The following is a 23,531-nucleotide window of genomic DNA, read 5'->3' on the forward strand; positions in this document are numbered from 1 at the left end:
TCTAGTCAGGCGGCTCGCCGCTGTCCAGAAAGCTTGATGCAGCGCACACCCGGCAAGGTCTTAGTCTCAAACGAAAAGGGCGGCCCGAAGGCCGCCCGCTTGGGCGATGAGGAGGGCGCGAGCCGCTGGACACGTCATCTCCGGATAGAACTGTCGTCATTCCGGGCTTGACCCGGAATCCATCGTAGAGCGCCTCGCCCTTTGATGGATTCCGGATCGGCGCCGCTTTCGCGGTTTGTCCGGAATGACGGCCGTATTCGTGGCCTCTCAGGCCTCGCCCTCGTTGAGATCGTCATCGGTCGGGGAGGCTTCATCGAGGATGCGGTCGGCGACCAGGCCGGAGTTCTGGCGGATCGTGGCCTCGATCTTGGCGGCCAGGTCCGGGTTGGCCTTGAGGAAGGTCTTGGCGTTCTCACGACCCTGGCCGAGGCGCTGACTGTCGAAGGAGAACCAGGCGCCCGACTTCTCGACCATGCCGGCCTTGACGCCGAGGTCGATCAACTCGCCGACCTTCGAGATGCCCTCGCCGAACATGATGTCGAACTCGACCTGCTTGAAGGGCGGCGCGACCTTGTTCTTCACCACTTTGACGCGGACCTGGTTGCCGGTCGCCTCGTCGCGTTCCTTCAGCGTCGAGACGCGGCGGATGTCGAGGCGGACCGAGGCATAGAACTTCAGCGCGTTGCCGCCGGTGGTGGTCTCAGGCGAGCCGTACATCACGCCGATCTTCATGCGGATCTGGTTGATGAAGATCACCATGCAGTTCGAGCGCGAGATCGAAGCGGTGAGCTTGCGCAGCGCCTGGCTCATCAGGCGGGCCTGCAGGCCGGGCTGGACCTCGCCCATCTCGCCCTCGATCTCGGCGCGCGGGGTGAGGGCTGCGACGGAGTCGATCACGAGCACGTCGATCGCGCCGGAGCGGACCAGGGTATCGGTGATCTCGAGCGCCTGCTCGCCGGTATCGGGTTGCGAGATCAGGAGGTCGTCGAGATTGACGCCGAGCTTGCGGGCATAGACCGGGTCGAGCGCGTGCTCGGCATCGACGAAGGCGCAGACGCCGCCCTTCTTCTGCGCCTCGGCGATGGTGTGGAGCGCGAGCGTGGTCTTGCCCGAGGATTCCGGTCCGTAGATTTCGATGATACGCCCCTTGGGCAGGCCGCCGACACCGAGCGCGACATCGAGCCCGAGCGAACCGGTCGAGATCGTCTCGATCTCGATCGACTGCGGGTTCTTGCCGAGCCGCATGATCGAGCCCTTGCCGAAGGCGCGTTCGATCTGGGAGAGCGCTGCATCGAGCGCCTTGGCCTTATCCATCGAGGAGCCTTCCACGAGTCTGAGGTTTGCCTGATTCACGGTTCGGGCTCCTTATGGCAGGGCTACGGAGACATCTCAATCAGTCTTGACAGGAGAATGATCACTCTTTGTTCCTATCGGCAAGTTCTTTTTTTGTTCTCGATGTCAGTTTCTGTCAGGAGGCTCTTTGTTCGACACCCGCCATGCTTGTTGGCGCTGATTCAGGATTCATCCTCGCTTTATCATGCGCATGGCGCATGGCTCGCCATTGAGTTGCCTATGCCACCTTCTGCCTTTTCCTGATATTGCGCCCGGCATCTTCTTTGTTTTCGAAAGTTGCCAACGTGTCCTCTGCCCCCGCAACGAATGCCCTGAACTCGCCGCGGCGCGTCCTGCTGGCCAGCCTGATCGGCACGACGATCGAGTTCTTCGACTTCTACATCTACGCGACGGCTGCAGTGATTGTGTTCCCGAAGCTGTTCTTCCCGGGCGGGGATCCGACTTCCGCGATGCTTCAGTCCTTCGCGACCTTTGCTATCGCCTTCTTCGCGCGACCGATCGGCGCCGCCATCTTCGGCCATTTCGGCGATCGTATCGGCCGCAAGGCGACGCTCGTTGCGGCTTTGATGACGATGGGGCTCTCCACCGTCGCCATCGGCCTGCTGCCGACCTACGCGGCCGTCGGCGTGCTCGCGCCGCTGCTGCTGGCGCTGTGCCGGCTCGGGCAAGGGCTTGGCCTCGGCGGCGAGTGGGGCGGGGCGGTGCTGCTTGCGACCGAGAACGCCCCTCCCGGCAAATCCGCCTGGTACGGCATGTTCCCGCAGCTCGGCGCGCCGGTCGGCTTCATCTGCGCGACGGGCAGTTTCCTCGCGCTCGATGCGGCTCTGACCGACGAGCAGTTCTTCAGCTTCGGCTGGCGCATCCCGTTCATCGCCAGCGCGCTGCTGGTCTTCATGGGGCTCTATGTCCGCCTGCGCATCAGCGAGACGCCGGCCTTCCGCAAGGCGATGGAAAAGCACGAGCGGGTGCAGGTGCCTTTCGTCAGCATCTTCGCCGAGCACAAGCTCGCGCTGCTCTGCGGCACCTTCGCGGCGCTCGCGACCTTCGTTCTGTTCTACCTGATGACCGTGTTCTCGCTGAGCTGGGGCACGACCAAGCTCGGCTTCTCGCGCGACCAGTTTCTGCCGCTGCAAATGGTGGGCGTCGTCTTCTTCGGCCTGACGATCCCGGTCTCGGCCGTGCTCGCCGATCGCTTCGGCCGCCGCCAGACCCTGCTGGCGACGACGCTGGGCATCGCTGTCTTCGGCTTCGTCCTGGCGCCGCTCTTCGGCTCGGGCAGCACGCTCGGCGTGCTCGCCTTCTTCATCGTCGGGCTGTCGTTGATGGGCTTCACCTACGGGCCGCTGGGGACGGCGCTGGCCGAGATGTTCCCGACCGCCGTGCGCTATACCGGCGCGTCGCTGACCTTCAACCTCGGTGGCATCGTTGGCGCCTCGCTCGCACCCTATGTCGCGACCTGGCTTGCCACCGAAAAGGGGCTGCCCTTCGTCGGCTACTATCTCAGTCTTTCGGCCGTGGTGACGATCCTGGCGCTGATCGGGGTGGGTGCTCTGGCTTCACGCCGGCTCCCCGGCGACGCAGCGGTGCCGGCGCGCTGAGCGGCTACCTCGTCATGGTCGGGCTTGTCCCGACCATCCACGTCTTCTCGTGAATCGAGGGCGGTGTTCAAGACGTGGATGCTCGCCACAAGGGCGAGCATGACGCTCTCTGGAATTCCGTCGTCTTCATGGGTTCCAGGCTCTTCGCTGCGCGAAGCGCCTGACTGACGGGAGTTTCACCCCATCGCCGCCTTCACCGTCTCGACGAGCTGCTTCATCGTGAAGGGCTTGGGCAGGAAGTGGAAGTCCTCGCCCTCCGGCAGGTTCTTGCGGAAGGCTTCCTCGGCATAGCCGGAGACGAAGACGACCTTTGTGTTCGGGTTGCGCTTGCGCAGCTCGCCCAGCAGGGTCGGACCATCCATCTCGGGCATGACGACGTCGGAGACGACGAGGTCGATCTGGCCGTCGTTCTTCAGGAAGAGATCGAGCGCCTCGACGCCGGATGCAGCTTCGTGGACGGTATAGCCGCGCGAGACCAGCATGCGCGCGTTCAGCGCGCGCACCGCGTCCTCGTCCTCGACCAGCAGAATGACGCCGGCGCCGGTGTGATCGGCGGCGAGCTTCTTCGGCGCCTCCTTGGCCGCGACCTCGGCAGCGATTTCCTCCTGGCTCGGGACATGGCGCGGCAGGAAGATCTGGAAGGCCGTGCCCTTGCCGATGGTGGAATCGACGAAGACGTAGCCGCCGGTCTGCTTGACGATGCCATAGACCATCGAGAGGCCGAGACCGGTGCCCTTGCCGACCTCCTTGGTGGTGAAGAAGGGCTCGAAGATCTTGTCGAGATGCTCCTGCGGAATGCCGGTGCCGCTGTCCTCGACTTCGAGCAGCACATAGTCGTCGGCTGGCAGGGCGGCGTGGTTGAAGCTCACGCAGTCCTCGCGCGCGACGTTGCGGGTGCGCACCGTCAGCTTGCCGCCATCGGGCATGGCGTCGCGGGCGTTGACTGCGAGGTTGACGATGACCTGCTCGAGCTGGCCGAGATCTGCCTTGACCGGCCAGAGGTCGCGGCCCTGGCGGACGTCCAGCGTCACCTTGTCGGCGACGACGCGCTTCAGCATCAGCGAGAGGTCGGAGAGCACCTCGCCGAGTTCCAGCACTTGCGGGCGCAGGGTCTGGCGGCGCGAGAAGGCGAGCAGCTGTCGCACCAGCGCCGCGGCGCGGTAGGCGTTCTGCTTGATCTGCATGATGTCCGGGAAGGACGGGTCGGTCGGCCGATGGCTCGCGAGCAGGAACTCGGAGGCGTTGATGATCACCTGCAGCACGTTGTTGAAGTCGTGTGCGATGCCGCCGGCGAGCTGGCCGACCGCCTGCATCTTGCCGGCCTGGTCCATATTGTCGCGCAGCTTGCGCTCGGCCGTGGTCTCGAGTGCGTAGACGATGGCGCGCTCGCCGTCGCCATCCTCCGAGGCGGAGACCGGCGCGAGGTAGAGCTTGGCCGAGCGCCCGTCCTCGCCGGCGAGGGTGAGATCCAGCGGACTGACCGCGGCGCTGCCGTCCACGACCTCGGCAAGGCCGCGTTCGAGGCCGGAATTGGGCGCGACGAGATCGTAGATCGTCTGGAGCGGCGTGCCGGATGGCGCAAGCCGGGCGAAGGCGGCGTTGGAGCGCAGGATCGCGCCGTTCTTGTCCACGGTCGCGATCGCCATCGGCGTCGAGTGGAAGAAGCGGGCGAAGCGGACCTCGGCGTCGCTGCCGCGATCGGCGCCGGCCTCGCCGGACGCGCGGTTGAGGACCAGCGTGCGGGAAGGGCCGGCGCGGCCGTCCTGCCCGAAAGCGACCTGATGATGCAGCCGCACCGGCAGCGGGTTGCCGTTGCGGCGCTTCAGATCGACGTCGAGCACCTCGACGCGGACATCGCCTGGCTGGCCGCGGATGGCCTGGATCAGCGCGGCGGCGGCCGGGGTGCAGATGTCGTCGAGATGCAGGCCGCCTGAGCCGAAGCGGGCGAGGTCGAAGTCGAGCCAGCTCGACAGCGTGGCGTTGAGATAGGAGACCTCGCCGTCGGCGTCGATCGAGATGAAGCCGGCCGGCGCATGGTCGAGATAGTCGATCGCGTGCTGGAGCTCCTGGAAGGCGTTCTCCTGCCGCTCGCGCTCGGGCGTGATGTCGGTGACCGACCAGAGCGTGGCGTTGCCGGTCTCGCGGCGAACCGGCGTGACGCGCACGCGGTACCAGCCGACCTCGCCGCGCCCGCCGAGGGCGGGTTCGAGGCGGACCTCCTCGACCAGCCGGCGGTTCTCGCGGGCGGCGGCGGCGAGCCGGTAGATCGCCTCCGAGACGTCGGCGCGGCCGGTCAGGAGACGTCCGACGGGCTTGAGGTCGTTCGCGCCTGTGGCGCCCGCCAGAGCGAGATAGGTCTCGTTGGCGTAGACGATCTCGTTCTCGCCCTCGGTCACGACGATGCCTTCGTCGGCACTGTCGACGATCGTCTTGGTCAGGTCGTTGCGGGCGGCGCGGCCGGAGAACTGGACGAGGCCGATGGCGAAGGCGAAGAGGCCGAAGACACCGATGACCGAGAGAAGGGCCAGCAATCCAAGGATCAGCGGCTGCGCCCATTCATTGGCCAGAAAGCCGAGTGCGATGGCCGCGCCGACGAGCAGACCCGCGACCAGCAGGATGATGCCGATATGGCCGGGCTTGTCGGAGCGATCAATTGTGGTCGCCGTGGTGCCGCTCATGCGGTGAAGTCCGTTTCCTTGCTGCCGGGCCCTTCTGGAGCACGCCGCATTCTTACTGAAGCATGCCGTCATTCCGGACAAGCCGCGCTGGCGGCGCCGATCCGGAATCCATCATAGAGCGATGCGCCCTACGATGGATTCCGGGTCAAGCCCGGAATGACGGCGTGTTTCCGCCAAACGCTACATGCTCCGGACCGTTGGCTTTTTCGTTCCTTCGCATCCGCTGCCGAGTTAGGCGCGCCGGCCCTTCAGGCGCAAGACGTAACCGATGACTTCCGCCACCGCCTGATAGTGTTCGACAGGAATTTCTTCGTCGATGTCGACCGTGGCGTAGAGCGCGCGCGCCAGCGGCGGGTTCTCGACGATCGGCACGCGATGCTCACCGGCGACTTCGCGGATCTTGAGGGCCATGGTGTCCACGCCTTTCGCCAGGCAGAGCGGTGCCGCCATACCAGGCTCATATTGCAAGGCGACGGCGAAGTGGGTCGGGTTGGTGATGATCACGGTCGCCTTCGGCACTGCCGCCATCATGCGCTTGCGCACGCGCTGGGCGCGGATCTGGCGCAGCTTCGCCTTGACCTCGGGATTGCCTTCGGAGTTCTTGAACTCCTCCTTGATCTCCTGCTTCGTCATCTTCTGGCGCTGGTACCAGCTGAAGCGCTGCCATGCGAAGTCCCCGATGGCGACGATGGCGAAGAGGGCGAGGACTGCGCCCATCAGCTTGATGGCCAGCGAGAGCGTGGCCGGCATCAGGGCCGAGACGTTCATCTGCACGAAGGCTTCGAGCCGATCGTGCTGGTTCCAGAGCGTGATCCAGACCACCGCGCCGATCAGCGCCGTCTTGGCGAGGCCCTTGGCGAAATTGACCCAGGCCTCCTTGCCGAGCATGCGCTTGGCGCCGGCAAAAGGCGAGATGCGGTCGAACTTCGGCATCAGCGGCTCGAAGGTCCAGAGCGGCTTGTGCTGGAGCAGCGCGCCGGCGAGGCCGGCGCAGAGGATGAAGGCGAAGGGCAGGCCGAGCGCCATGAAGCCGGTGAGAACGCCCTGCCGCGTGACCTGCATGAAGGCGGCGCCGTCCGGCGGCACCTGATGCGCGTTCATCAGGAAGGAGCGCAGCGACAACATCGCATCGCGGGCGGACCAGCCGGCGGCGACCAACAGCGCCAGCGTGAAACCGCAGAGGACGAAGAAGGTGCCGATCTCCTGCGATCGGGGTACGTCGCCTTTCTCGGTGGCCTCGTCCAGCTTTCGCTGGGTCGGGTCCTCTGTCCTGTCCTCGTTCTCGGTCTCTTCAGCCATGGCGTGCTCAGCCCCCCGTGAACTGGCGCAGGAAGACGCCGAGATCGTTGAGGAAGACGCTCATCATCACGCCGACCACGACGAGCAGGACGAGCATGCCGCCGAGGATCGAGGCCGGCACGGCGAGGAAGAAGACTTGGAGCTGCGGCATCATCCGCGCCAGCACGCCGAGCCCGAGATTGAACAGGAGGCCGAAGACGAGGAAGGGCGCCGAGATCTGAACGGCGAGCGCGAAGCCGCGTGCCGCCGACTGCACGGCGAGCGTCAGGATATCCGGCATCTCGGGAACGCCGCCGGGCGGCAGCAGGCGATAGCTTTCATGGATCGCGGCGATGGCGATGTGGTGCAGGTCGGTCGTCAGGATCAGCGTGGTCCCGAGCATGGTCAGGAAGTTGCCGATCGACGGGTTCTGCAGGCCGCCGGTCGGATCGACCGTCATGGCAAAGCCGAGACCCATGGTCTGGGCGACGAGAGTGCCGGCCGTCTGCAGGCAGGCCATCACCAGCCGGGCGCAGACACCGATGATCAGGCCGATCAGCAATTCGCCGATGAGCAGCGCGACGATGCCGGAGACATCGGGCGGGATGCGCAGGGAAGGGCGGGCGACCGGCACGATCATCAGGGCGATGAAGAAGGCGAGCGACAGCCGCCCGCGCGAAAAGATGAAGCGCTCGCCGATGCCGGGCATCAGCATGACGAGCGTGCCGACCCGCGCGAAGACGAGCACGAAAAGGGCGCTGATCTCGGGCAGGATCGCGATCTGCATCGTGCCGCAGGCACCTTTCCGCCAGCGCGGGTGCCGCGGGTCTGCGTCGGCGAAGGCCGGCTGCAGTCGCGACAGTCTCATCCGCCCGTGGCGATTCGGGCGGCGACTCGCCCCATATAGCCCGCCAGCGCATCACCCATGAACGGCAGAAACAGCAGCAGCGCGGCGAAGACGGCGACGATCTTCGGCACGAAGACGAGCGTCTGCTCCTGGATCTGGGTCAGCGCCTGCACCAGCGAGACGGCGAGGCCGACGACGAGCGCGATCACCATCAGCGGCCCGCCGACCTTGAGGAAGACGACGATGCCGTCGCGGGCGACGTCGAGAATGGCTCCGGAAGTCATGATCTTATCTCGATCCGTTGGCCGTCAGACCGGCATCCGCATGATTTCCTCATAGGCCGCGATGACACGGTCGCGCACCGCGACCAGCGTCTCGATCGCCGCCTCGCTCTCGGCCACCGCGGTGACGACATTGACGATGTCGGCCCGTCCGCCGGCGACGGTCGCAGTCTGAGTGTCAGCCTTGCGGCCGGCCTCGGCGGTCGCGTCGAGCGCCTTGCCGAGCAGGGCAGAGAAATCCGGTCCGCCTGCTTCCGCACCGCCTGTGGCGAGCGGCTTGCGCATCAGATTGCCGGCGCCCATCCCCTGGATGGAGGCGTAGGCGCCCGCAGCGAAACCCGGAGTGGCCATGGCGGTTCAATCCCCTTCTGGAGCCGCGCGGTTCAGGCGCGCAGGATATCGATGGTGCGCTGGATCATCCGGCGCGTCGAAGAGATCAGGTTGAGATTGGCCTCGTAGCTGCGCTGGGCCTCGCGCATGTCGACCATCTCGACCAGCGAATTGACGTTGGGCATCTGCACGTCGCCATTGGCGTCGGCGGCCGGATTGCCCGGCTCGTGCTTGACCTTGAAGGCGCTCTGGTCGCGCTGGACCTTGCCGAGTGCGACGAACTGGGCATCGAGCTCGCGGTCGAAATGGCGCTGGAAGGTCGGAACCTTGCGGCGATAGGGCTCGGCGCCGGCGCGCTCCGGGCCGGAATCGGCGTTGGCGATGTTCTCCGAGATGACGCGCATGCGACCGGACTGGCTGCGCAGGCCGGAAGCGGCGACGGCGATGCTCTTGATCAGATCCATGATCAGCGACCCATCCTTTAGCGTCCTTTGCCAATCGCGATCTTCATCAGGCCGAGACCCTTGCTGTAGAGCGAGGCGGCCAGCTGATAGTCGGATTGGTTCTGCGCGACCTTGAGCATCTCGTCCTCGAGGTTCACCGCATTGCCGTTCGGGGTCGTCTCGAAGCGCGGGGCACCGGTGCCGTTGAAGCCGCCATTGCCGGTGGACAGGCTCATATGGCCGACGCTGGTGCGGGCGAGCGTGACACCGGCGCGGGCTGGGTCGACGCTGGGTGGCTTCAGGTCGACCGGGCGGAAGCGGGGGCTGTCGGCATTGGCGACGTTCTCGGCCAGAACCTTCTGGCGCGACTGCTGGTACTGCATGCGCAGCTTCAGCGCCTGCATCAGGCCGCCGCCGATGCTCAAGCCGTCATTCGCCATGGCCCAGCCCCTCGCTGCACTGCTCGATACTAGGCAAATCCTGCCGGGCTCATGGTTAACAGGCAGTTAAATCTGCGGCATTTCGTAGGTCGCGTTAACCACGCATTCACCATGTTTCCCGATGGTGAAAGCGTTATGCTATAGCTAAGGTGTTGAACCTCGTGCGGAACTTCGGCCGCCCGAGGCCGTCTTCGCAGATGAGGCAGACCTTGCAGAGCTTGTTCGGATTGGAACTCTCGACCGCGCAGAAGGTGATCGTCGCCTCTGTCGTCATCCTTGTGCTTCTCGCCCTGCTCGGACTTTTCGTGCGACAGATCCAGGGCGGCCGGTTGCGGCTGCGCGGCCAGGCCGGCGGTCGCCAGCGCCAGCCCCGCCTCGGTGTCGTCGACAGTTACGATCTCGACCGCCAGCGCCAGCTCGTTCTCATCAGACGCGACAATATCGAGCACCTCGTCATGATCGGCGGTGCATCCGACGTCGTGGTCGAAACCAATATCATGCGCAGCGGCGGCCGCGCGGTGGCGCCGAACTACAGTGAGGCGGCGCTGCCGGACCGCCCGCTGCCGCCGTTCGAGACGCTGGTCCCGCCGGCCGAACCGCCGGCGCGCCCCGGTGACGAGCCGCGCAGGACGCCTGCCGCCGCCGAGGCTCCGGATGTCCTGCCGCCGCTGCCGACGCGCTCGGGGCCGTCGCATGGCGAGATCGCTGCCGCCGCTGCCGCGAGCGCGGGGGTTGCGGCTGCACTCGGCCTGGGTGGTGGCGAAACGCAGCCGGCGCCGAAGCCGGTCGTTCCTCCTGCGCCGCCGGCTCCGATTCCGCCCCTGACAACGGGCCCAGCCCCGAGTTTCGCGCGCGAACATGCCCCGCCGCCCGCCGTCAGCGCAGGCGAGCTCGACGACATGACGCGGCAGCTCGAGGAGGCGCTGAAGCGCCCCTTCTCGGCGGTGCGCCCCGCCAATCTGCCGGGCGAAGCAACGCAGGAAAGCGCTGCCCCGTCGGTGAAGCCGCCCGTGCCGCCGGTCAGGCCTTTCGAGAAGCCGGTCGCCGAGGCGCCGAAGCCGCCCGCCCCGCCGGTCGAGGCGGCACTGCCGCCACCGCCGCCCGAGCCTAAGGTCGTACCGAAGCCTGAACCGACCCCGATCCCGGCTGTGCCGCAGCGACAGCCGGTGCTCCCCAGCGATGTCGAAGCGGAACTCGCGGCCGCGCTGGGGCTGACGCCGGAGCGCACGGCTCCCAAGCCTGCCGCTCCCGTGGCGCCTGCTCCGGCTCCTGCGGTGAAGGCGCCCGAGCCGAAGCCGGCCGAGCCGGAGACGAAGGAGCCGCCGCAGCCGGTTGCGCCTCCCAAGCCGAGCGAGCCCACGCCGGTAATCGACGAGGACGAATTCGAGGAGGCTTTCGCACCCGTTGCGAAGCCGGAGCCCGAACAAGAGGCCAAGCCCGAGCCCGAGGCGAAGCCCAAGGCCGACAAGCCGGCCGAGCCGGAGACGAAGGAACTCGATCCGTTCTCGGTCGATGCCATCGAGGCGGAATTCGCCCGCCTGCTCGGACGCGACCCCAAGGCGAAGTCCTGATCTGACCCAGGTCGATGCCGCTGCTGGCCATGCCGGCGGCCATCAACAGGAATGTCAGATCTCCCGCCTCCAGACGCCGCGCTTCGGTTGCGCGGCGTTTCGCTGCGGCTAGCCTCGTGCCGTCCGATCGCGTGAGTCGGACGTAGCGGCAGCCGCGTGTGACATCGAGTTCCAGACCAGCGAGACGCTATCGTTTCGGGCGCGCCGTGCTGGCGGCCATGCTGCTGCTCGCCCTGCAGGCGACGCCGGCGCTGCCGCAGACGCTGTCGCTCGATCTGGGGCAGGGCGGCGGCGTCGCCGAGCGGGCGCTGCAGCTCATCGCCGTCATCACGGTGCTGTCGCTGGCGCCTTCGATCCTGATCATGGTGACGTCGTTCACCCGGATCGTGGTGGTGCTGTCGCTGCTGCGCTCGGCGCTGGGCACGCAGACGGCGCCGCCCAACGCCGTCATCATCGGGCTCTCGCTGTTCCTCACCGGCTTCGTCATGGCGCCGACGCTGCGCGAGGCCTACACCAATGCCGTCCAGCCGCTGATCGCCGGGCAGATCCAGCCGCAGGAGGCCTATAATCGCGGCGTCGTGCCGTTCAAGACCTTCATGCTCAGGCATGTCCGCGAGAAGGATCTCGGGCTCTTCCTCGACATGTCGCAGGGGCCGCGCCCACAGCAGCCGCAGGACATCGGTGTCGAGGTGCTGGTGCCTGCCTTCATGATCTCGGAGCTGCGGCGCGCCTTCGAGATCGGCTTCCTGCTGTTCGTGCCCTTCCTGATCATCGACCTCGTCGTGGCCTCGATCCTGATGTCGGTGGGCATGATGATGCTGCCGCCGGTGACGGTGGCGCTGCCGTTCAAACTGATCTTCTTCGTGCTGGTCGACGGCTGGGGGCTGGTCACCGGCTCGCTGGTGAAGAGCTACGGCGTCGGCGGGTAGGCTGCCGGGTCTGCTAGCTCACCACCACACGCCCGCGCTGGATGCGCAGGCTGAGCGAGCCGTTCTTCAACGCCAAGGCCTTCTCGCCGAAGACCTCCCGCCGCCAGCCCTTGAGCGCGGGCACGTCCGAGAGCTCGTCCGAAGCGATGGCCTCCAGATCGTCGCTTGAGGCGATGATCTTCGGCGCGACACGCTCGGCATCGGCCACCGCCTTGAGCAGCACCTTGAGCAGGTCGAGCACGGCGCCGTTGGTCGGCCGGCCGCGCTCGCGTTCCAGCCGCGGCAGGGTCTTCGAATCGATCGCGGCCGAGCGCTCGATGGCCGCGAGAACCTCGGCGCCATTGCGCGAGCGCTCGAAGCCGTTGGGGACCGAGCGCAGCTCGGCCAGTGCGTCGGCCGTGCGCGGGCCGCGCTGGACGATGTCCATCAGAGCGTCGTCCTTGAGAACGCGCTGACGCGGCACGTCGCGGCCCTGCGCCTCGCGCTCGCGCCAGGCGGCGACCTCCATCAGGATCGGCAATTCGCGCGGCTTGCGGACGCGGCCCTTCAGCCGCTGCCAGGCGTTCTCGGGCTTGACCTCGTAGGTCGCCGGAGAGGTCAGCACCGCCATCTCCTCGGCGACCCAGCTTTCGCGGCCGCTCGCATCGAGATCGGCCTTCAGCGCGAGGTAGATCTGGCGCAGATGGGTGACGTCCGATTCGGCATAGGCGAGCTGGGCCTCGGTGAGCGGACGGCGCGACCAGTCGGTGAAGCGCGAGGACTTGTCGATGCGCGCCTTGGCAAGGTCGTTGGCGAGTTGCTCGTAGCCGACCGAGTCGCCGTAGCCACAGACCATGGCGGCGACCTGCGTGTCGAAAAGCGGCGCCGGCAGCACGCGCCCGAGCAGCCAGACGATTTCCAGATCCTGCCGGGCGGCGTGGAAGACCTTCACCACGGACTCGTTGACCATCAACCCGAAGAAGGGGGCAAGGTCGAGCTCAGGCGCCAGCGGGTCGACCAGAATCGCCTCTTCGGGCGAGGCGAGCTGGATCAGGCAGAGCTTCGGATAATAGGTCGTCTCGCGCAGGAACTCGGTGTCGACCGTCACGAAGGGATGGGCGGCGAGGCGGTCGCAGGCGGCGGCGAGCTCGGCGGTATCGGTGATCAGATGCATGGTATTCGGCTCTTAGCAGAGTCCGGGGCGGGATGTCGCGGCCGTTCTTGACATTTCGGGCGCGCGCGTGTGGTTAGCCGCGAGCTGCGGCTGGCTCGCATGCCGGCTCCCGACGCATTTCCGAAAGACCGACCCCGTGACTCTGCATCGCTACCGTTCCCACACCTGCGGCGCGCTCCGCGACAGCGACATTGGCCAAACCGTTCGCCTCTCCGGCTGGTGCCATCGCATCCGCGACCATGGCGGTGTGCTCTTCATCGACCTGCGCGATCATTACGGCATGACGCAGGTGGTGGTGGATCCGGATTCGCCGGCCTTCGCCGATGCGGAAGCCGCGCGCTCCGAATGGGTCATCCGCATCGACGGCAAGGTGAAGCCGCGCCTCGAAGGCACCGAGAACCCGAACCTCGCCACCGGCAAGGTCGAGGTCTTCGCGACCGGGCTCGAAGTGCTCGGCCCGGCGGCCGAGCTGCCACTGCCGGTCTTCGGCGAGCTCGAATATCCCGAGGACACCCGCCTGAAGTACCGCTTCCTCGATCTGCGCCGCGAGAAGCTGCACAACAACATCATGCTGCGCACCAAGGTCATCGACTCGATGCGCCAGCGCATGAAGTCGGCCGGCTTCTCCGAGTTCCAGACGCCGATCCTGACCGCCTCCTCGCCGGAAGGCGCGCGCGACTTCCTGGTGCCGAGCCGCCTGCATCCGGGCAAGTTCTATGCGCTGCCGCAGGCGCCGCAGCAGTACAAGCAGCTCATGATGATGGCGGGCTTCGACCGCTACTTCCAGATCGCGCCCTGCTTCCGCGACGAGGACCCGCGCGCCGACCGCCTGCCGGGCGAGTTCTACCAGCTCGACGTCGAGATGAGCTTCGTCGAGCAGGAGGATATCTTCGCCACGATGGAGCCGGTGATCACCGGTGTCTTCGAGGAATTCGCCAACGGCAAGACCGTCTCCCGCAACTGGCCGCGCATTCCCTATGCCGAGGCCATGGCGAAATACGGCTCCGACAAGCCGGACCTGCGCAACCCGATCGAGATGCAGGATGTCTCCGAGCATTTCCGTGGCTCGGGCTTCAAGGTCTTCGCCCGCATCCTCGAGGGCGAGAAGAACCGCGTCTGGGCGATTCCCGCGCCGGGTGGCGGCTCGCGGGCATTCTGCGACCGGATGAATTCCTGGGCGCAGGGCGAGGGCCAGCCCGGCCTCGGCTATCTGATGGTCAAGGAGGATGGCGAGGGGCAGGGGCCGATCGCCAACAACATCGGGCCGGAGCGTGTCGGCGGCATCATCAAGCAGATGGGGCTGAAGGGCGGCGATGCCTGCTTCTTCGTCGCGGGCGACCCCGACAAGTTCGTCAAGTTTGCGGGTTTGGCTCGCACCAAGGTCGGCCAGGAGCTCAACCTGATCGACGAGAACGCCTACGCCTTCGCCTGGGTCGTCGATTTCCCGATGTTCGAGTACAACGAGGACGACAAGAAGGTCGATTTCTCGCACAACCCCTTCTCGATGCCGCAGGGCGGGCTGAAGGCGCTCACCGAGGAAGACCCGCTCTCGCTCAAGGCCTTCCAGTACGACATCGCCTGCAACGGCTATGAGTTGGCCTCCGGCGGCATCCGCAACCACAAGCCGGAAGCGATGGTGAAGGCCTTCGAGATCGCCGGCTATGGCGAGGAAACCGTCATCGAGCGCTTCGGCGGCATGTACCGCGCCTTCCAGTATGGCGCGCCGCCGCATGGCGGCATGGCGGCCGGCATCGACCGCATCATCATGCTGCTGGCGGGGGCGACGAACCTGCGCGAGGTCGCGCTGTTCCCGATGAACCAGCAGGCCGTCGACCTGCTGATGGGAGCACCGGCCGAGGCAACGCCGAAGCAGCTGCGCGAGGCGCATCTGCGGGTGAACCTGCCCGAGAAGAACGGCTGAGCCGAGATGCCTTCGCTGCTGACCGGCCGGCTCCTGCCGGCCGCCTGCCTGCTCGCCCTGTCGGCTGGCGCCAGCCTGGCCGGCCACCCCGATTCCAGCGCTGGACGTGCCTCCGAACTGGCTGTGACGGTCTCGCGCGCCATCGCCTGCAGGGCCGGTTCGCCGCAACGCACGACACTCGACCGCTTCCTCGACGCCGAGAAGACGCGCGGGGCGAGCGACGATGAGCTCGCCGCAGCGCGCTCGGCCTACATCACCGTCTCCGAGGCCGAGACCGTCAACCAGAGCGTTCAGCCGCAGGGCTGCACGGCGGAGGAGCGGACCGAGCTCAAGCTGCGCATGGCCCGGATCCGGGCCGGTGATTTCGAAGAGCGCTGATCCAGTCGCACCGCCCATGCCTGTCTGCAAACCTTGCCTCGCCGGGGCGCTGCTCCTCGGGCTCGGCGCCTGCACGACGGTCGGCCCGGTGCCGGGCACCGTGGAGTATGCCGCCGCGACCGTTTCGCGCGCCTATGATTGCGGCCTGCGCGTCGATCGCAGCCGCATCATCGCCCGGCTCGACCGGCAGGAGCGCCAGCGCTTCATCGAGGCCAATGCCGGCTACGCGGTGAAATCCTACAAGGCGCCGCGCCGCTGCGAAGCGAGCGAGCGCGAACGCGTGCAAGGCGAGATCGGCGCGCTCGCCCGGCGCTGAATTCGCTTGCGTCGGACGAGCCGTCGAGGCCACAAGGCCGCGATGCCCGCCCCCGCCATCACCGCCATCGTCGTCAGCTACGACAGTGCCGAGGTTCTGCCCGCTTGCCTCGATGCGCTGGCGGCCGAGGGCGTTCCGGCGATCGTCGTCGACAACGCCAGCGAGGACGAGAGCCGCAGCATCGCTGCCGCGATGGGCGCAAGGGTGATCGCGAACGCTCGCAACGAGGGTTACGGACGCGGCAACAATATCGGCATCGCCGCGGCCGATACGCCCTATGTGCTGATCGTCAATCCCGATCTGGAACTGAGGCCGGGCGCGGCTGCAGCACTGCGGGAAGCGGCCGAGCGCTATCCCGACGCTGGCATGCTGGCGCCGCGCATCGTCGAGCCTTCGGGCCGGGTCTTCCTGCAGCCGCGCTCGCTGCTCTCGCCGCCGCATCTCAACCGCAGCGGTGGCATGGTCGTGCCGGAAGGCGATGCCTGCCTGCCGTTCCTGTCCGGAGCCTGCCTGCTGATCCGGCGCGAGCTGTTCGTCACGCTGGGTGGCTTCGACCCGGCGATCTTCCTATTCTACGAGGATGACGATCTGTGCCGGCGCATGCGCGATGCCGGCCATGCGCTGATCCATGTCCATGACGCCGAGGCGCGGCATGGGCGCGGCCGCTCGACCGCGCCGTCGCCACGGCGCCGGTTCAAGGCGCGCTGGCATCTTGCCTGGTCGGAACGCTACGTGGCCCGCAAATACGGACTCCCGATGCCGGGGCCGATCCGCACGCTGGAGAACTTCGGCAAGGCGATCGGCTACGGCCTGCTGCTCAACCGCCAGAAGATGGCGGCCCATGCCGGCTCGGTTGCCGGGGCGCGGGCTTGGGCGAGCGGGCAGACGGCGCTGGCACATGAGAGGCTGGAGGTTTCGCCATGATCTGGCGTGCGCCGCGCGTCGCGAAAGCGCTTGCCAATCCGCATAACAATTTCGGCCTGCTGCGCCTCGCCATGGCCGTGGCCGTGGTGATCTCGCACGCCTTCAGCGTCACCGACGGGCGGGTCGAGCAAGAGCCCTGGTTTGCGACGACGGGCTTCACGCTTGGCGAACATGCGGTCAATGGCTTCTTCGCGATCTCCGGCTTCCTCGTCACGATGAGCTTCCTGCGGCGCGGCTGGCGCGACTATGTGCTGGCGCGGTTGCTGCGGATCGCGCCCGGCCTGATCGCGGCGACGCTGGTCGTCGCCCTGCTGATCGGCGGGCTGATGACGAATCTCGATCTCGCGGCCTATTTCAGGGATCCGCGGTTGTGGCGCTTCATCAGCGCGACGCTGACCAGCTTCAAGAGCGCGGCCGCCCTGCCGGGCGTGTTCGAGGGCAATCCGCTGCAATTCCCGATGGGGACGGTGTGGACGCTGAAATACGAGACGCTGTGCTATCTCGGCGTTCTGATCGCGGGCGTCGCCGGCCTGCTCGCCAAGCCGCGGCTGGCCTTGGCTACCCTTGCAGCGCTCACTTTGGCCGTGGTCCTGCGCGAGGTGCTGATACCCGACGGACCGAAGGGCGCGGAGACGGCCCTGCGCCTGCCGCTGATCTTCCTCGCTGGCGGCGTGGTCTATCTCTATCGCGAGCGGGTGACGCTCTCGCTGCCGTTGCTGGCGCTCGCGCTTCTCGCGCTGGTCCCGCTCGCCTTCACGCCGCTCTACAAGGCGGCGCTTTACCTCGTCACGGCCTGGGGCGTTATCGTGATCGCGCTTGCCCCGGCGTTGACGCGCCGCTCGGTCGAGCCGCCGGCCGACCTGTCCTACGGCGTCTATCTCTATGGCTGGCCGGTGCAGCAGGCTCTGCACGCGCTGTTCCCGGCCCTGGGCGCGGTCGCGCTGCTCTGGCCCTCGCTGGCCGTGACCTTCGTGATCGCGGCCTTGTCCTGGTTCCTGGTCGAAAAGCCGGCGCTCGGCCTCAAGCGCCGGTTGCTGCGCGCGTCCTGACCGTGGCGACGAACTCCGCGATCCGCTCGCTCATGAGAAGCGGCAGGAGCGGAGCGAGCCGTTCACGGGGAAGCTCCCACCAGCGGCTCTCGAGAAGTGCCGCGACCGTCGCTTCATCGAAGCGCAACCTGACGATGCGGGCCGGATTGCCGGCGACGATTGCATAGGGCGGCACGTCGCGCGTCACCACGGCCCGCGCCGCCACCACGGCGCCATGGCCGATGCGGACGCCGGACATGATCATGCATTGCGAGCCGAGCCAGACGTCGTGACCGATGACGACGTCGCCACGCGTGGTGTCGTGGCCGGTCATGCCCGCCGTCTCCGGCCAGAGACGCGGCAGGGCCGGGAAGGGGTAGGTGGTCGCCCAGTCGAGCCGGTGATTGCCGCCCAGCAGGATCTCGACGCCGTCGGCGATCGAGCCGTAGCGGCCGATGGCAAGCTTCGCGCCGCTTTCAGGGAAGCGCACCTTCGGCCGGCCATAGGTATAGAGGCCGAAGACGAACTGGCCCGGCCGCCGGGCGGTGAGATGCGCCAGATGCAGTCGGGTCTGGTTGTCCGGATTCAAGCGCTTGCGCAGCCAGCCGCGCGGGACGGCGGGCAGCCCTGCCCACCATCCCTGCAGGCGCGAAGGGCGCCAGTCGCGATCCTCGGGAGCGATGACGCCCTCCAGATCAGAGGGCATCGGCCTTGAGGTCGATCTTGTCGAAGATCTCCGTCGGCTCGGTCATGGTGATGACGTCGGCGAGGCCGAGGCCGGTCTGCGACTTGGCGCTGGCCTGGACGTTGAGCGTGCCCGGCTTGGCGACGAAGCGCGAGACCGCTGCCGTCAGGGTCTTGGCGGCGTCGGAGGGGCCGAGGATCGCGGCGAGGCCGAGGCTTGCGACCATCGCATATTGCTGACGGACCTCCTCGACCTTGCGCTTCGACTTGCGGGCCTCGTTCTCGATCAGCTTCTCGACCAGGCCGAAGTTCTGCAGCTTGACCTGCAGATTGCGCGCGGTCGCGCCGAGCGCGGCCACCTGGGCGAGGGCGAGGTCGCTGGAGAACAGATCCTTCGTGACGTTTCCGAGCGTGCCGGAAGCGTCGAGCTGGACGAGGCCGGCGCTGCCCAGGGACAGGCTGCGGATGGCGATCTCGTTCTTCGCCGCCTCCCAGGCCAGGTCGAGCTTGGCGGAGAGATCGAGCGAGCGGATGCCCATCGCGATCATGTCCTTGGCGGCCGGGTTGCTGGCCGTGTCGACGATCGGGGTGACGAGGTGGTCGATGGTCAGCCCAAGGCTGGTCGGGATGCCGTTGAGCTGCTCGCCGGCCCTGATCTCGAAGGTTCCGAGCGCGATCTTGATCGGGTCCTTGCCGGTGATGACCGGCGGGGCATCGATCGAGATTCCGGCGAGGCGCATCGTGCCGATGGTCGGGATGAAGCGGCGGAAATCGAACTCTTCGATCGGCTTGTCAGGCTCCGTCAGCGCGGTGCGCAGCTCGCGCAGAACCGGGGCGAAGGAGAAGCCGGAATAGCTGATCGTATCGATGCCGCCCTTGGCCGGGCCGGAGCTGAAGCGGAAGCCTTCGAGCGCGAAGCCGGACTTGGCCGGCGTATTCTCGCCAAAGGCCATGCGGGCGATCTTGATGTCGACCGTCTCCGGCTTGGCGCCTGACTTCGGCGGAGCAGAAACGGTCATGGCGAAATCGCGCGCCTCGCCGCTGCCGTATTCGAACATGTCGAAGAGCGAGAGCATGGACAGGCCGAGCCGCTTTTCGGCGTCGCTCTTCTGCGCGGATTTCTCGTCGGCCTTGTCGTCCTTCTTGCCGGCCTCCTTCTTCTCGACTTCGTCGGAGGCGGCGGCGAGCTGGTTGATGACGTCGAGCAGCGGCTCGGCGCCGACCTTGGCGGCGAAGCCGCGGGCCGTGGCCTTGCCGAGCGACGCCTTGCCGGCCTTGCCCATGTCGAGAGCGTAGCCGTCCTGCTCGAAGCTGCCGATCAGGGGCTGCATCTTCTCCTCGACGCCCGGCGCGGCCTTCTCGGTCAGCACCCGCGCGCTCTGGCGCAGATCGAAGGCGTCGAACGCCGTGCGCTTCAGCTCGCCCTTGATCGGGCCGGTGGCGCCGCCATCGCCGACGATCGTGCCGCTCGCCGATTCGCCGTGGCCGATCCGGCCCTCGCGGATGTCGGTGAGGCGGATGTCGCGATAGGTCGTTGTCTGCTTCTGGTCGCCGAAATTCTGCACCATCGTCAGCTCCGGAGCGCTGATCTCGGTCGCATTCAGCCGCCCCGCGCGCGCCGCAGCCGAATCGCTGGCGGTGCCGGTGAACAGGGCGAGGAAGGCGTCCTTCTCCAGCGTCGAACCCTTGACCATGATCTTCGGCGCATTGATCACCATCCGGCCGAGATCGATCTTGACGTTGTCGATCTGGAAATCGGCGGCCCAGACGGGAGACGCAAAGGCGATGAGGACGGCCGTCAAGGCTGTGCCGGTGAGGTGCGTCGGCCGACGAAGGCGCACGATCGTCATAAGGGGCTCCTGCTTCATTGGCTGGGCGAAACTGCCGCGAGCGGATGGCGAAAGAAGGTCGCCATGCCGTAGGGGCCAGCGTCATGCATTCATATGACGAGGAAGGGGTTGACCGGAAGATGGCGGACACGGCCATCTGCCGAAGATTCGCCATCGGCCGTTCCTAAAGCATGAGAACGGCGATGGCCGCCATGGAGTTGGGAAGCGATGCACGCCATCAAGACCGTTTTCGCCGCGATCGTTCTCGCCCTGATGGCGTTGGTGCCGGCCGCCGCGCAGAGCCAGCCCGCCGCAGCCGGCGCCGGGCTCGAACCGCTCGTCATCGTCAGCGGCGGCACGCGGCACGCCTTCCAGGTCGAGGTGATGCGCACGCCCGACCAGCGCGCGAAGGGGCTGATGTTCCGCAACTACATGCCGGCCGATCGCGGCATGCTGTTCGACTTCGGTGCCAGCGAGCCCGTGGCGATGTGGATGCAGAACACCTACATCTCGCTCGACATGCTGTTCATCCGGGCGGACGGCACCATCGCACGCATCGCCGAACGGACGGAGCCGCTTTCGACGCGCACGATTCCCTCCGGCGAGCCGGTGCTGTCGGTGCTCGAGATCAATGGCGGCGTCAGCAAGCAGCTTGGCCTCAAGCCCGGCGACAAGGTCGAGCATCCGCTGTTCAAGCGTTAGGGATGGCAAGGCGGGGGCTTCCGCTGGCGGCTTTCAAGCCCGCCGCGTGACAGTTCCCAGCAAGGCTCCACTGAGGGCTCCCTTGCGCCGCCCGGCCTGCTATGTCGCGGGCGCGAAGGCCAAGATCACGTTCTCGTACGAGGTCATGCGGGCGACGTCCTGAATCTGCCAGCGCCGTGAAGGCGGTGGCTTCAGGCCGATATTCGAACCGCGCGTCGTCGATTCCCGGGCCTGCCGCGGCTTCTCCAGCTGATCGACCTCGTCCCTATTCGACTCATCGATCTCAGGTACTAGCTGTGGCTTGGGAAAGCGCTGCTCGCGCTCCTTTCTGGCCTCTTCCTGCTCGCGCCTCATCTTTGCCAGGCGCGCAGCCCTCGAGAGCTGATTGGCTCGTTTCATGGCCCATTCCTTCAGGGCGTTGCAGCTGTGAGAAGCTGGTGGAGATGCAGGGCTGCACGCGCGATGTAGGCCGCGAGGACGAGTACAAGAATCACTCTGATCCAAACGGTGATCGGAAAGGCTTCGGCAGAGCCCCGGCGGTGCCGGAACGGTACGACCTGTTTCATATCGGCGCGTTCCTTGTGGCGTGGAGCCAAGCGTTTCAAGGAATGCGCCACCAGCGAGCAGCGCCTTGAACGGCGATCGTATCGGCCGTTGCGTTCCACCGGGACGGCGCAGCCCGTTCCCAGGGGCGATGGCGAGACGGGCAAACGGCCGGAGAACATCGCTGGGCGTTAATGGGAACTTCCTGTTCCCAAACCGTCCCGACGATGCTATTTCGTTCCGCGTTGCGGCAGGTGGTTTTGGAACTGCCGTGATGGTTTTGCGAGTGATGCGATACACTTGCGGACTGTCGGGGTATAGCGCAGCCCGGTAGCGCATCTGCTTTGGGAGCAGAGGGTCCCAGGTTCGAATCCTGGTGCCCCGACCATTCCAGACCGATACAACACGGCCCGGCTCCCGGGCCGGAGCAAATCTGGTGACGGCCGAGCGCTATTTATGACCGCACGCATCTACCGACCGGCCCGTACGGCCATGCAGTCCGGCACCGCCAAGACCGAGCGCTGGCTGCTCGAATATGAGCCGGAGCGGCCGCGTGAGATCGAGCCCCTTATGGGGTGGACTTCCTCGTCGGACATGAAGAGCCAGCTCAAGCTCTGGTTCGACAGTGAGGAGGAGGCTGTCGCCTACGCCACGCGCAACGGCATTCCGTTCCGTGTCGAGAAGCCGCATGAGGCGAAGCGCCGCTCGATTTCCTACTCCGATAATTTCAAGTACACGCGCGTCGGTCAGTGGACGCATTGACGCGATGACGACAGGCGAGGGGGCTTCCTTCGCTTTCGGGCCCGTAGCTCAGTTGGATAGAGCAATAGCCTTCTAAGCTATCGGTCGCAGGTTCGAATCCTGCCGGGCTCGCCATTGTTTTTATTAGGGAATTCCTCTTTGTTCTCGGAGGCGTTCCAACAAGCATACCGCTGCTCGTTCTGATTCTTGGCCGCCCTCCGTCCGCCCTCCCATGGCCGACGAGCGCGGCACGCTGCTGGCGCGGCGCTACGGCGAGACCGGACCGCTGAAGCCGGTGCCGCACGGGCGGCTCGCATTCTGGCAGGAGCGGCGGGTCAAGGAGCTGATGAGCGCCCATCTCGGCTCCGACATCTCGTTGAAGCGGCTGGCGGATGAGTGCGGGCTCTCCGTCACCCATTTCGCCCGGGCTTTTCGCCAGTCGACGCAGACTTCGCCGCATCGCTGGCTGCTGGCGCAGCGGATCGAGAGGGCGATAAGGCTGCTCTCTGCCGGACGGCAGACGCTGGCGGAGATCGCCGTCGATTGCGGCTTCGCCGACCAGAGCCACTTCACCAGGGCCTTCATCAAGGCCGTCGGTGTCGGGCCCGGACAATGGCGGCGCTTGCACGGCGAAGGGCCGATGCGCTCCGCCGTAACGCCGTCGCCGGGCTGAGCGCACAGTTTATCGCTGGCCGCAATGCACGGCGGGATTACCGCGCCATCAGGGACTGGCCAAGGCGCAAGGGAGCTCTCAGCATCTGCCCGGCCGCGTCGACTGCGAGCACGCGTGTCCCTGAGGCTTCGGACGAGCCGGATAGGGCATGGCTCTGGATCACCCGATCGAGCGCAGGCAGAGCCTTGATGAAGGTGCCGTGCTTGAGCGGGTCGCCGCCCTGCACTTCGGAGAGGTCGACGACGCGCAGATTGTACTTCTCGATCGCGGCGCGGGCCTGCTGGTCGTCAATCAGGACGTTTCCGACCCTAGAGACGTCTCCGGACAGATGCTGCGACGCGGCGAGCGCCAGGTCGTGCTTGTTGACGACCACGGTGATGGGCTCGCGCAGCCGGCCGATCGAGTCGAGCTGCGTCACGAAGACATCGGCATCGATGTCGGGCGCCACCAGCATCACGCCGCGCAGCTTGCCGATGAAGGGCGAGCTGGACCGCAGCTTCGCCTGCCGGAGCGTTTCGACCGCCAGCCAGTTGCCCATGCTGTGGGCGACGAGGTCGATATTGCGCACGCCGGGCGTCGCTGCGATCTCGTTCAGCGCGGCTTCGAGATAGTTGCGTGAGAAGGTGACGCTTTCCCGGTCGGCGAGGTAGCCGGTGAGCTCGCCGCGCGAAGGCCAGGCGAAGAGCACGTCGACATGGTTGGGCGCCCGGCCCGGTGCGGAGGCGTCGTTGATGAGCTGTGCGAACCTGAAGACGGATTCCGGATAGTTCGTATTGTAGCCGTGGACGAAGACGAGCACGTCGCCCTTGTGATGCGCGGCGATCGCGGCCCTGAAGCCGGTCTGGTCGAGATTCTCAGCCTTGGTCACCACGAAACTCGTGGCCGGATTCC

24 protein-coding genes and 2 tRNA genes are annotated in these 23,531 nt (G+C 66.6%); 13 read left to right on the forward strand and 13 right to left on the reverse strand.

All coding sequences use genetic code 11. The features are described from left to right. Positions 1-267: 267 nt before the first annotated feature. Complete coding sequence (gene recA / locus FQV39_RS29580; RefSeq protein WP_282570134.1) at positions 268-1,353, reverse strand: recombinase RecA; 1,086 nt, start codon at positions 1,351-1,353, stop codon at positions 268-270. Between the two features lie 263 nt (positions 1,354-1,616). Between recA and FQV39_RS29585 the strand changes: the two genes are divergently transcribed. Next, positions 1,617-2,951 (forward strand): MFS transporter, encoded by a 1,335-nt coding sequence (locus FQV39_RS29585; protein ID WP_472840617.1) that lies wholly within the window; start codon positions 1,617-1,619, stop codon positions 2,949-2,951. Between the two features lie 176 nt (positions 2,952-3,127). Here FQV39_RS29585 and cckA read toward each other — a convergent pair whose 3' ends face one another. From cckA to FQV39_RS29620, 7 genes are all read right to left on the reverse strand, one after another. After that, a complete protein-coding gene (gene cckA, locus FQV39_RS29590; protein ID WP_149133553.1) occupies positions 3,128-5,629 on the reverse strand; it encodes a cell cycle histidine kinase CckA in 2,502 nt (833 codons plus the stop codon). Positions 5,630-5,860: 231 nt separating this feature from the next. Then, positions 5,861-6,928, reverse strand: coding sequence for a flagellar biosynthesis protein FlhB (flhB, locus tag FQV39_RS29595; protein WP_149133554.1), 1,068 nt, complete (start codon positions 6,926-6,928; stop codon positions 5,861-5,863). Positions 6,929-6,935: 7 nt separating this feature from the next. After that, positions 6,936-7,694: a flagellar biosynthetic protein FliR gene (gene fliR / locus FQV39_RS29600; protein WP_149134107.1), complete on the reverse strand. Its 759-nt coding sequence runs from the start codon at positions 7,692-7,694 to the stop codon at positions 6,936-6,938. Between the two features lie 77 nt (positions 7,695-7,771). Continuing rightward, positions 7,772-8,038: a flagellar biosynthesis protein FliQ gene (fliQ, locus tag FQV39_RS29605; protein ID WP_149133555.1), complete on the reverse strand. Its 267-nt coding sequence runs from the start codon at positions 8,036-8,038 to the stop codon at positions 7,772-7,774. Between the two features lie 24 nt (positions 8,039-8,062). Next, positions 8,063-8,386, reverse strand: a complete 324-nt coding sequence (gene fliE, locus FQV39_RS29610; protein WP_149133556.1) for a flagellar hook-basal body complex protein FliE — start codon at positions 8,384-8,386, stop codon at positions 8,063-8,065. 32 nt (positions 8,387-8,418) lie between these two features. Then, positions 8,419-8,829 (reverse strand): flagellar basal body rod protein FlgC, encoded by a 411-nt coding sequence (gene flgC / locus FQV39_RS29615; RefSeq protein WP_149133557.1) that lies wholly within the window; start codon positions 8,827-8,829, stop codon positions 8,419-8,421. 17 nt (positions 8,830-8,846) lie between these two features. After that, a complete protein-coding gene (locus FQV39_RS29620; RefSeq protein WP_149133558.1) occupies positions 8,847-9,248 on the reverse strand; it encodes a flagellar basal body protein in 402 nt (133 codons plus the stop codon). 209 nt (positions 9,249-9,457) lie between these two features. On the opposite strand from FQV39_RS29620, the gene FQV39_RS29625 reads away from it, so the two are divergent. Both FQV39_RS29625 and fliP read left to right on the forward strand, forming a co-directional pair. Continuing rightward, on the forward strand, positions 9,458-10,819 hold the full coding sequence (locus FQV39_RS29625; RefSeq protein WP_187640120.1) for a flagellar biosynthetic protein FliO: 1,362 nt from the start codon (positions 9,458-9,460) through the stop codon (positions 10,817-10,819). Positions 10,820-11,037: 218 nt separating this feature from the next. Next, positions 11,038-11,748 (forward strand): flagellar type III secretion system pore protein FliP, encoded by a 711-nt coding sequence (gene fliP, locus FQV39_RS29630; RefSeq protein WP_149134108.1) that lies wholly within the window; start codon positions 11,038-11,040, stop codon positions 11,746-11,748. 13 nt (positions 11,749-11,761) lie between these two features. Here the strand turns inward: fliP and rnd are convergent, their stop codons facing one another. Beyond that, a complete protein-coding gene (gene rnd / locus FQV39_RS29635; RefSeq protein WP_149133560.1) occupies positions 11,762-12,901 on the reverse strand; it encodes a ribonuclease D in 1,140 nt (379 codons plus the stop codon). A gap of 142 nt (positions 12,902-13,043) precedes the next feature. Here rnd and aspS point away from each other — a divergent pair, with 142 nt between their 5' ends. From aspS to FQV39_RS29660, 5 genes are read left to right on the forward strand one after another with little or no spacing between them, the layout of a single operon-like run. Further along, a complete protein-coding gene (aspS, locus tag FQV39_RS29640) occupies positions 13,044-14,822 on the forward strand; it encodes an aspartate--tRNA ligase (protein WP_149134109.1) in 1,779 nt (592 codons plus the stop codon). A gap of 6 nt (positions 14,823-14,828) precedes the next feature. Next, complete coding sequence (locus FQV39_RS29645; protein ID WP_149133561.1) at positions 14,829-15,200, forward strand: hypothetical protein; 372 nt, start codon at positions 14,829-14,831, stop codon at positions 15,198-15,200. Between the two features lie 16 nt (positions 15,201-15,216). Continuing rightward, positions 15,217-15,516: a hypothetical protein gene (locus FQV39_RS29650; RefSeq protein WP_149133562.1), complete on the forward strand. Its 300-nt coding sequence runs from the start codon at positions 15,217-15,219 to the stop codon at positions 15,514-15,516. Between the two features lie 42 nt (positions 15,517-15,558). After that, entirely contained in the window at positions 15,559-16,440 is an 882-nt protein-coding gene (locus tag FQV39_RS29655; RefSeq protein ID WP_149133563.1) for a glycosyltransferase family 2 protein, read from the forward strand. After that, entirely contained in the window at positions 16,437-17,489 is a 1,053-nt protein-coding gene (locus tag FQV39_RS29660) for an acyltransferase family protein (protein ID WP_149133564.1), read from the forward strand. Before FQV39_RS29655 ends, FQV39_RS29660 begins: the two co-directional genes overlap by 4 nt. Here FQV39_RS29660 and FQV39_RS29665 read toward each other — a convergent pair. Both FQV39_RS29665 and FQV39_RS33395 read right to left on the reverse strand, forming a co-directional pair. After that, on the reverse strand, positions 17,461-18,174 hold the full coding sequence (locus tag FQV39_RS29665) for a CatB-related O-acetyltransferase (RefSeq protein ID WP_149133565.1): 714 nt from the start codon (positions 18,172-18,174) through the stop codon (positions 17,461-17,463). The two genes, FQV39_RS29660 and FQV39_RS29665, sit on opposite strands and share 29 nt — an antisense overlap. Beyond that, complete coding sequence (locus FQV39_RS33395) at positions 18,164-20,002, reverse strand: hypothetical protein (protein ID WP_187640121.1); 1,839 nt, start codon at positions 20,000-20,002, stop codon at positions 18,164-18,166. Before FQV39_RS33395 ends, FQV39_RS29665 begins: the two co-directional genes overlap by 11 nt. Before the next feature lie 207 nt (positions 20,003-20,209). On the opposite strand from FQV39_RS33395, the gene FQV39_RS29675 reads away from it, so the two are divergent. Continuing rightward, entirely contained in the window at positions 20,210-20,683 is a 474-nt protein-coding gene (locus FQV39_RS29675; RefSeq protein WP_149133566.1) for a DUF192 domain-containing protein, read from the forward strand. Between the two features lie 99 nt (positions 20,684-20,782). On the opposite strand, the gene FQV39_RS29680 is transcribed toward FQV39_RS29675, so the two are convergent. Next, a complete protein-coding gene (locus FQV39_RS29680) occupies positions 20,783-21,082 on the reverse strand; it encodes a hypothetical protein (protein ID WP_149133567.1) in 300 nt (99 codons plus the stop codon). Positions 21,083-21,537: 455 nt separating this feature from the next. Between FQV39_RS29680 and FQV39_RS29685 the strand changes: the two genes are divergently transcribed. The 4 genes from FQV39_RS29685 to FQV39_RS29700 all read left to right on the forward strand — a co-directional run bounded on the left by FQV39_RS29685 (position 21,538) and on the right by FQV39_RS29700 (position 22,640). Continuing rightward, positions 21,538-21,614 (forward strand) — tRNA-Pro (locus FQV39_RS29685). Between the two features lie 68 nt (positions 21,615-21,682). Continuing rightward, positions 21,683-21,988, forward strand: a complete 306-nt coding sequence (locus tag FQV39_RS29690; protein WP_149133568.1) for an ETC complex I subunit — start codon at positions 21,683-21,685, stop codon at positions 21,986-21,988. Positions 21,989-22,025: 37 nt separating this feature from the next. After that, positions 22,026-22,102: transfer RNA gene (locus FQV39_RS29695), tRNA-Arg, on the forward strand. 97 nt (positions 22,103-22,199) lie between these two features. Continuing rightward, on the forward strand, positions 22,200-22,640 hold the full coding sequence (locus FQV39_RS29700; RefSeq protein ID WP_149133569.1) for a helix-turn-helix domain-containing protein: 441 nt from the start codon (positions 22,200-22,202) through the stop codon (positions 22,638-22,640). A 37-nt stretch (positions 22,641-22,677) separates the two neighbouring features. On the opposite strand, the gene FQV39_RS00005 is transcribed toward FQV39_RS29700, so the two are convergent. Then, positions 22,678-23,508 carry an alpha/beta hydrolase gene (locus FQV39_RS00005; protein ID WP_187640122.1) on the reverse strand — a complete coding sequence of 277 codons (831 nt, stop codon included), beginning with the start codon at positions 23,506-23,508 and terminating at the stop codon, positions 22,678-22,680. Positions 23,509-23,531 lie beyond the last annotated feature (23 nt).

Origin of the sequence: Bosea sp. F3-2, from assembly GCF_008253865.1 — a bacterium.
Lineage (GTDB): Bacteria > Pseudomonadota > Alphaproteobacteria > Rhizobiales > Beijerinckiaceae > Allobosea.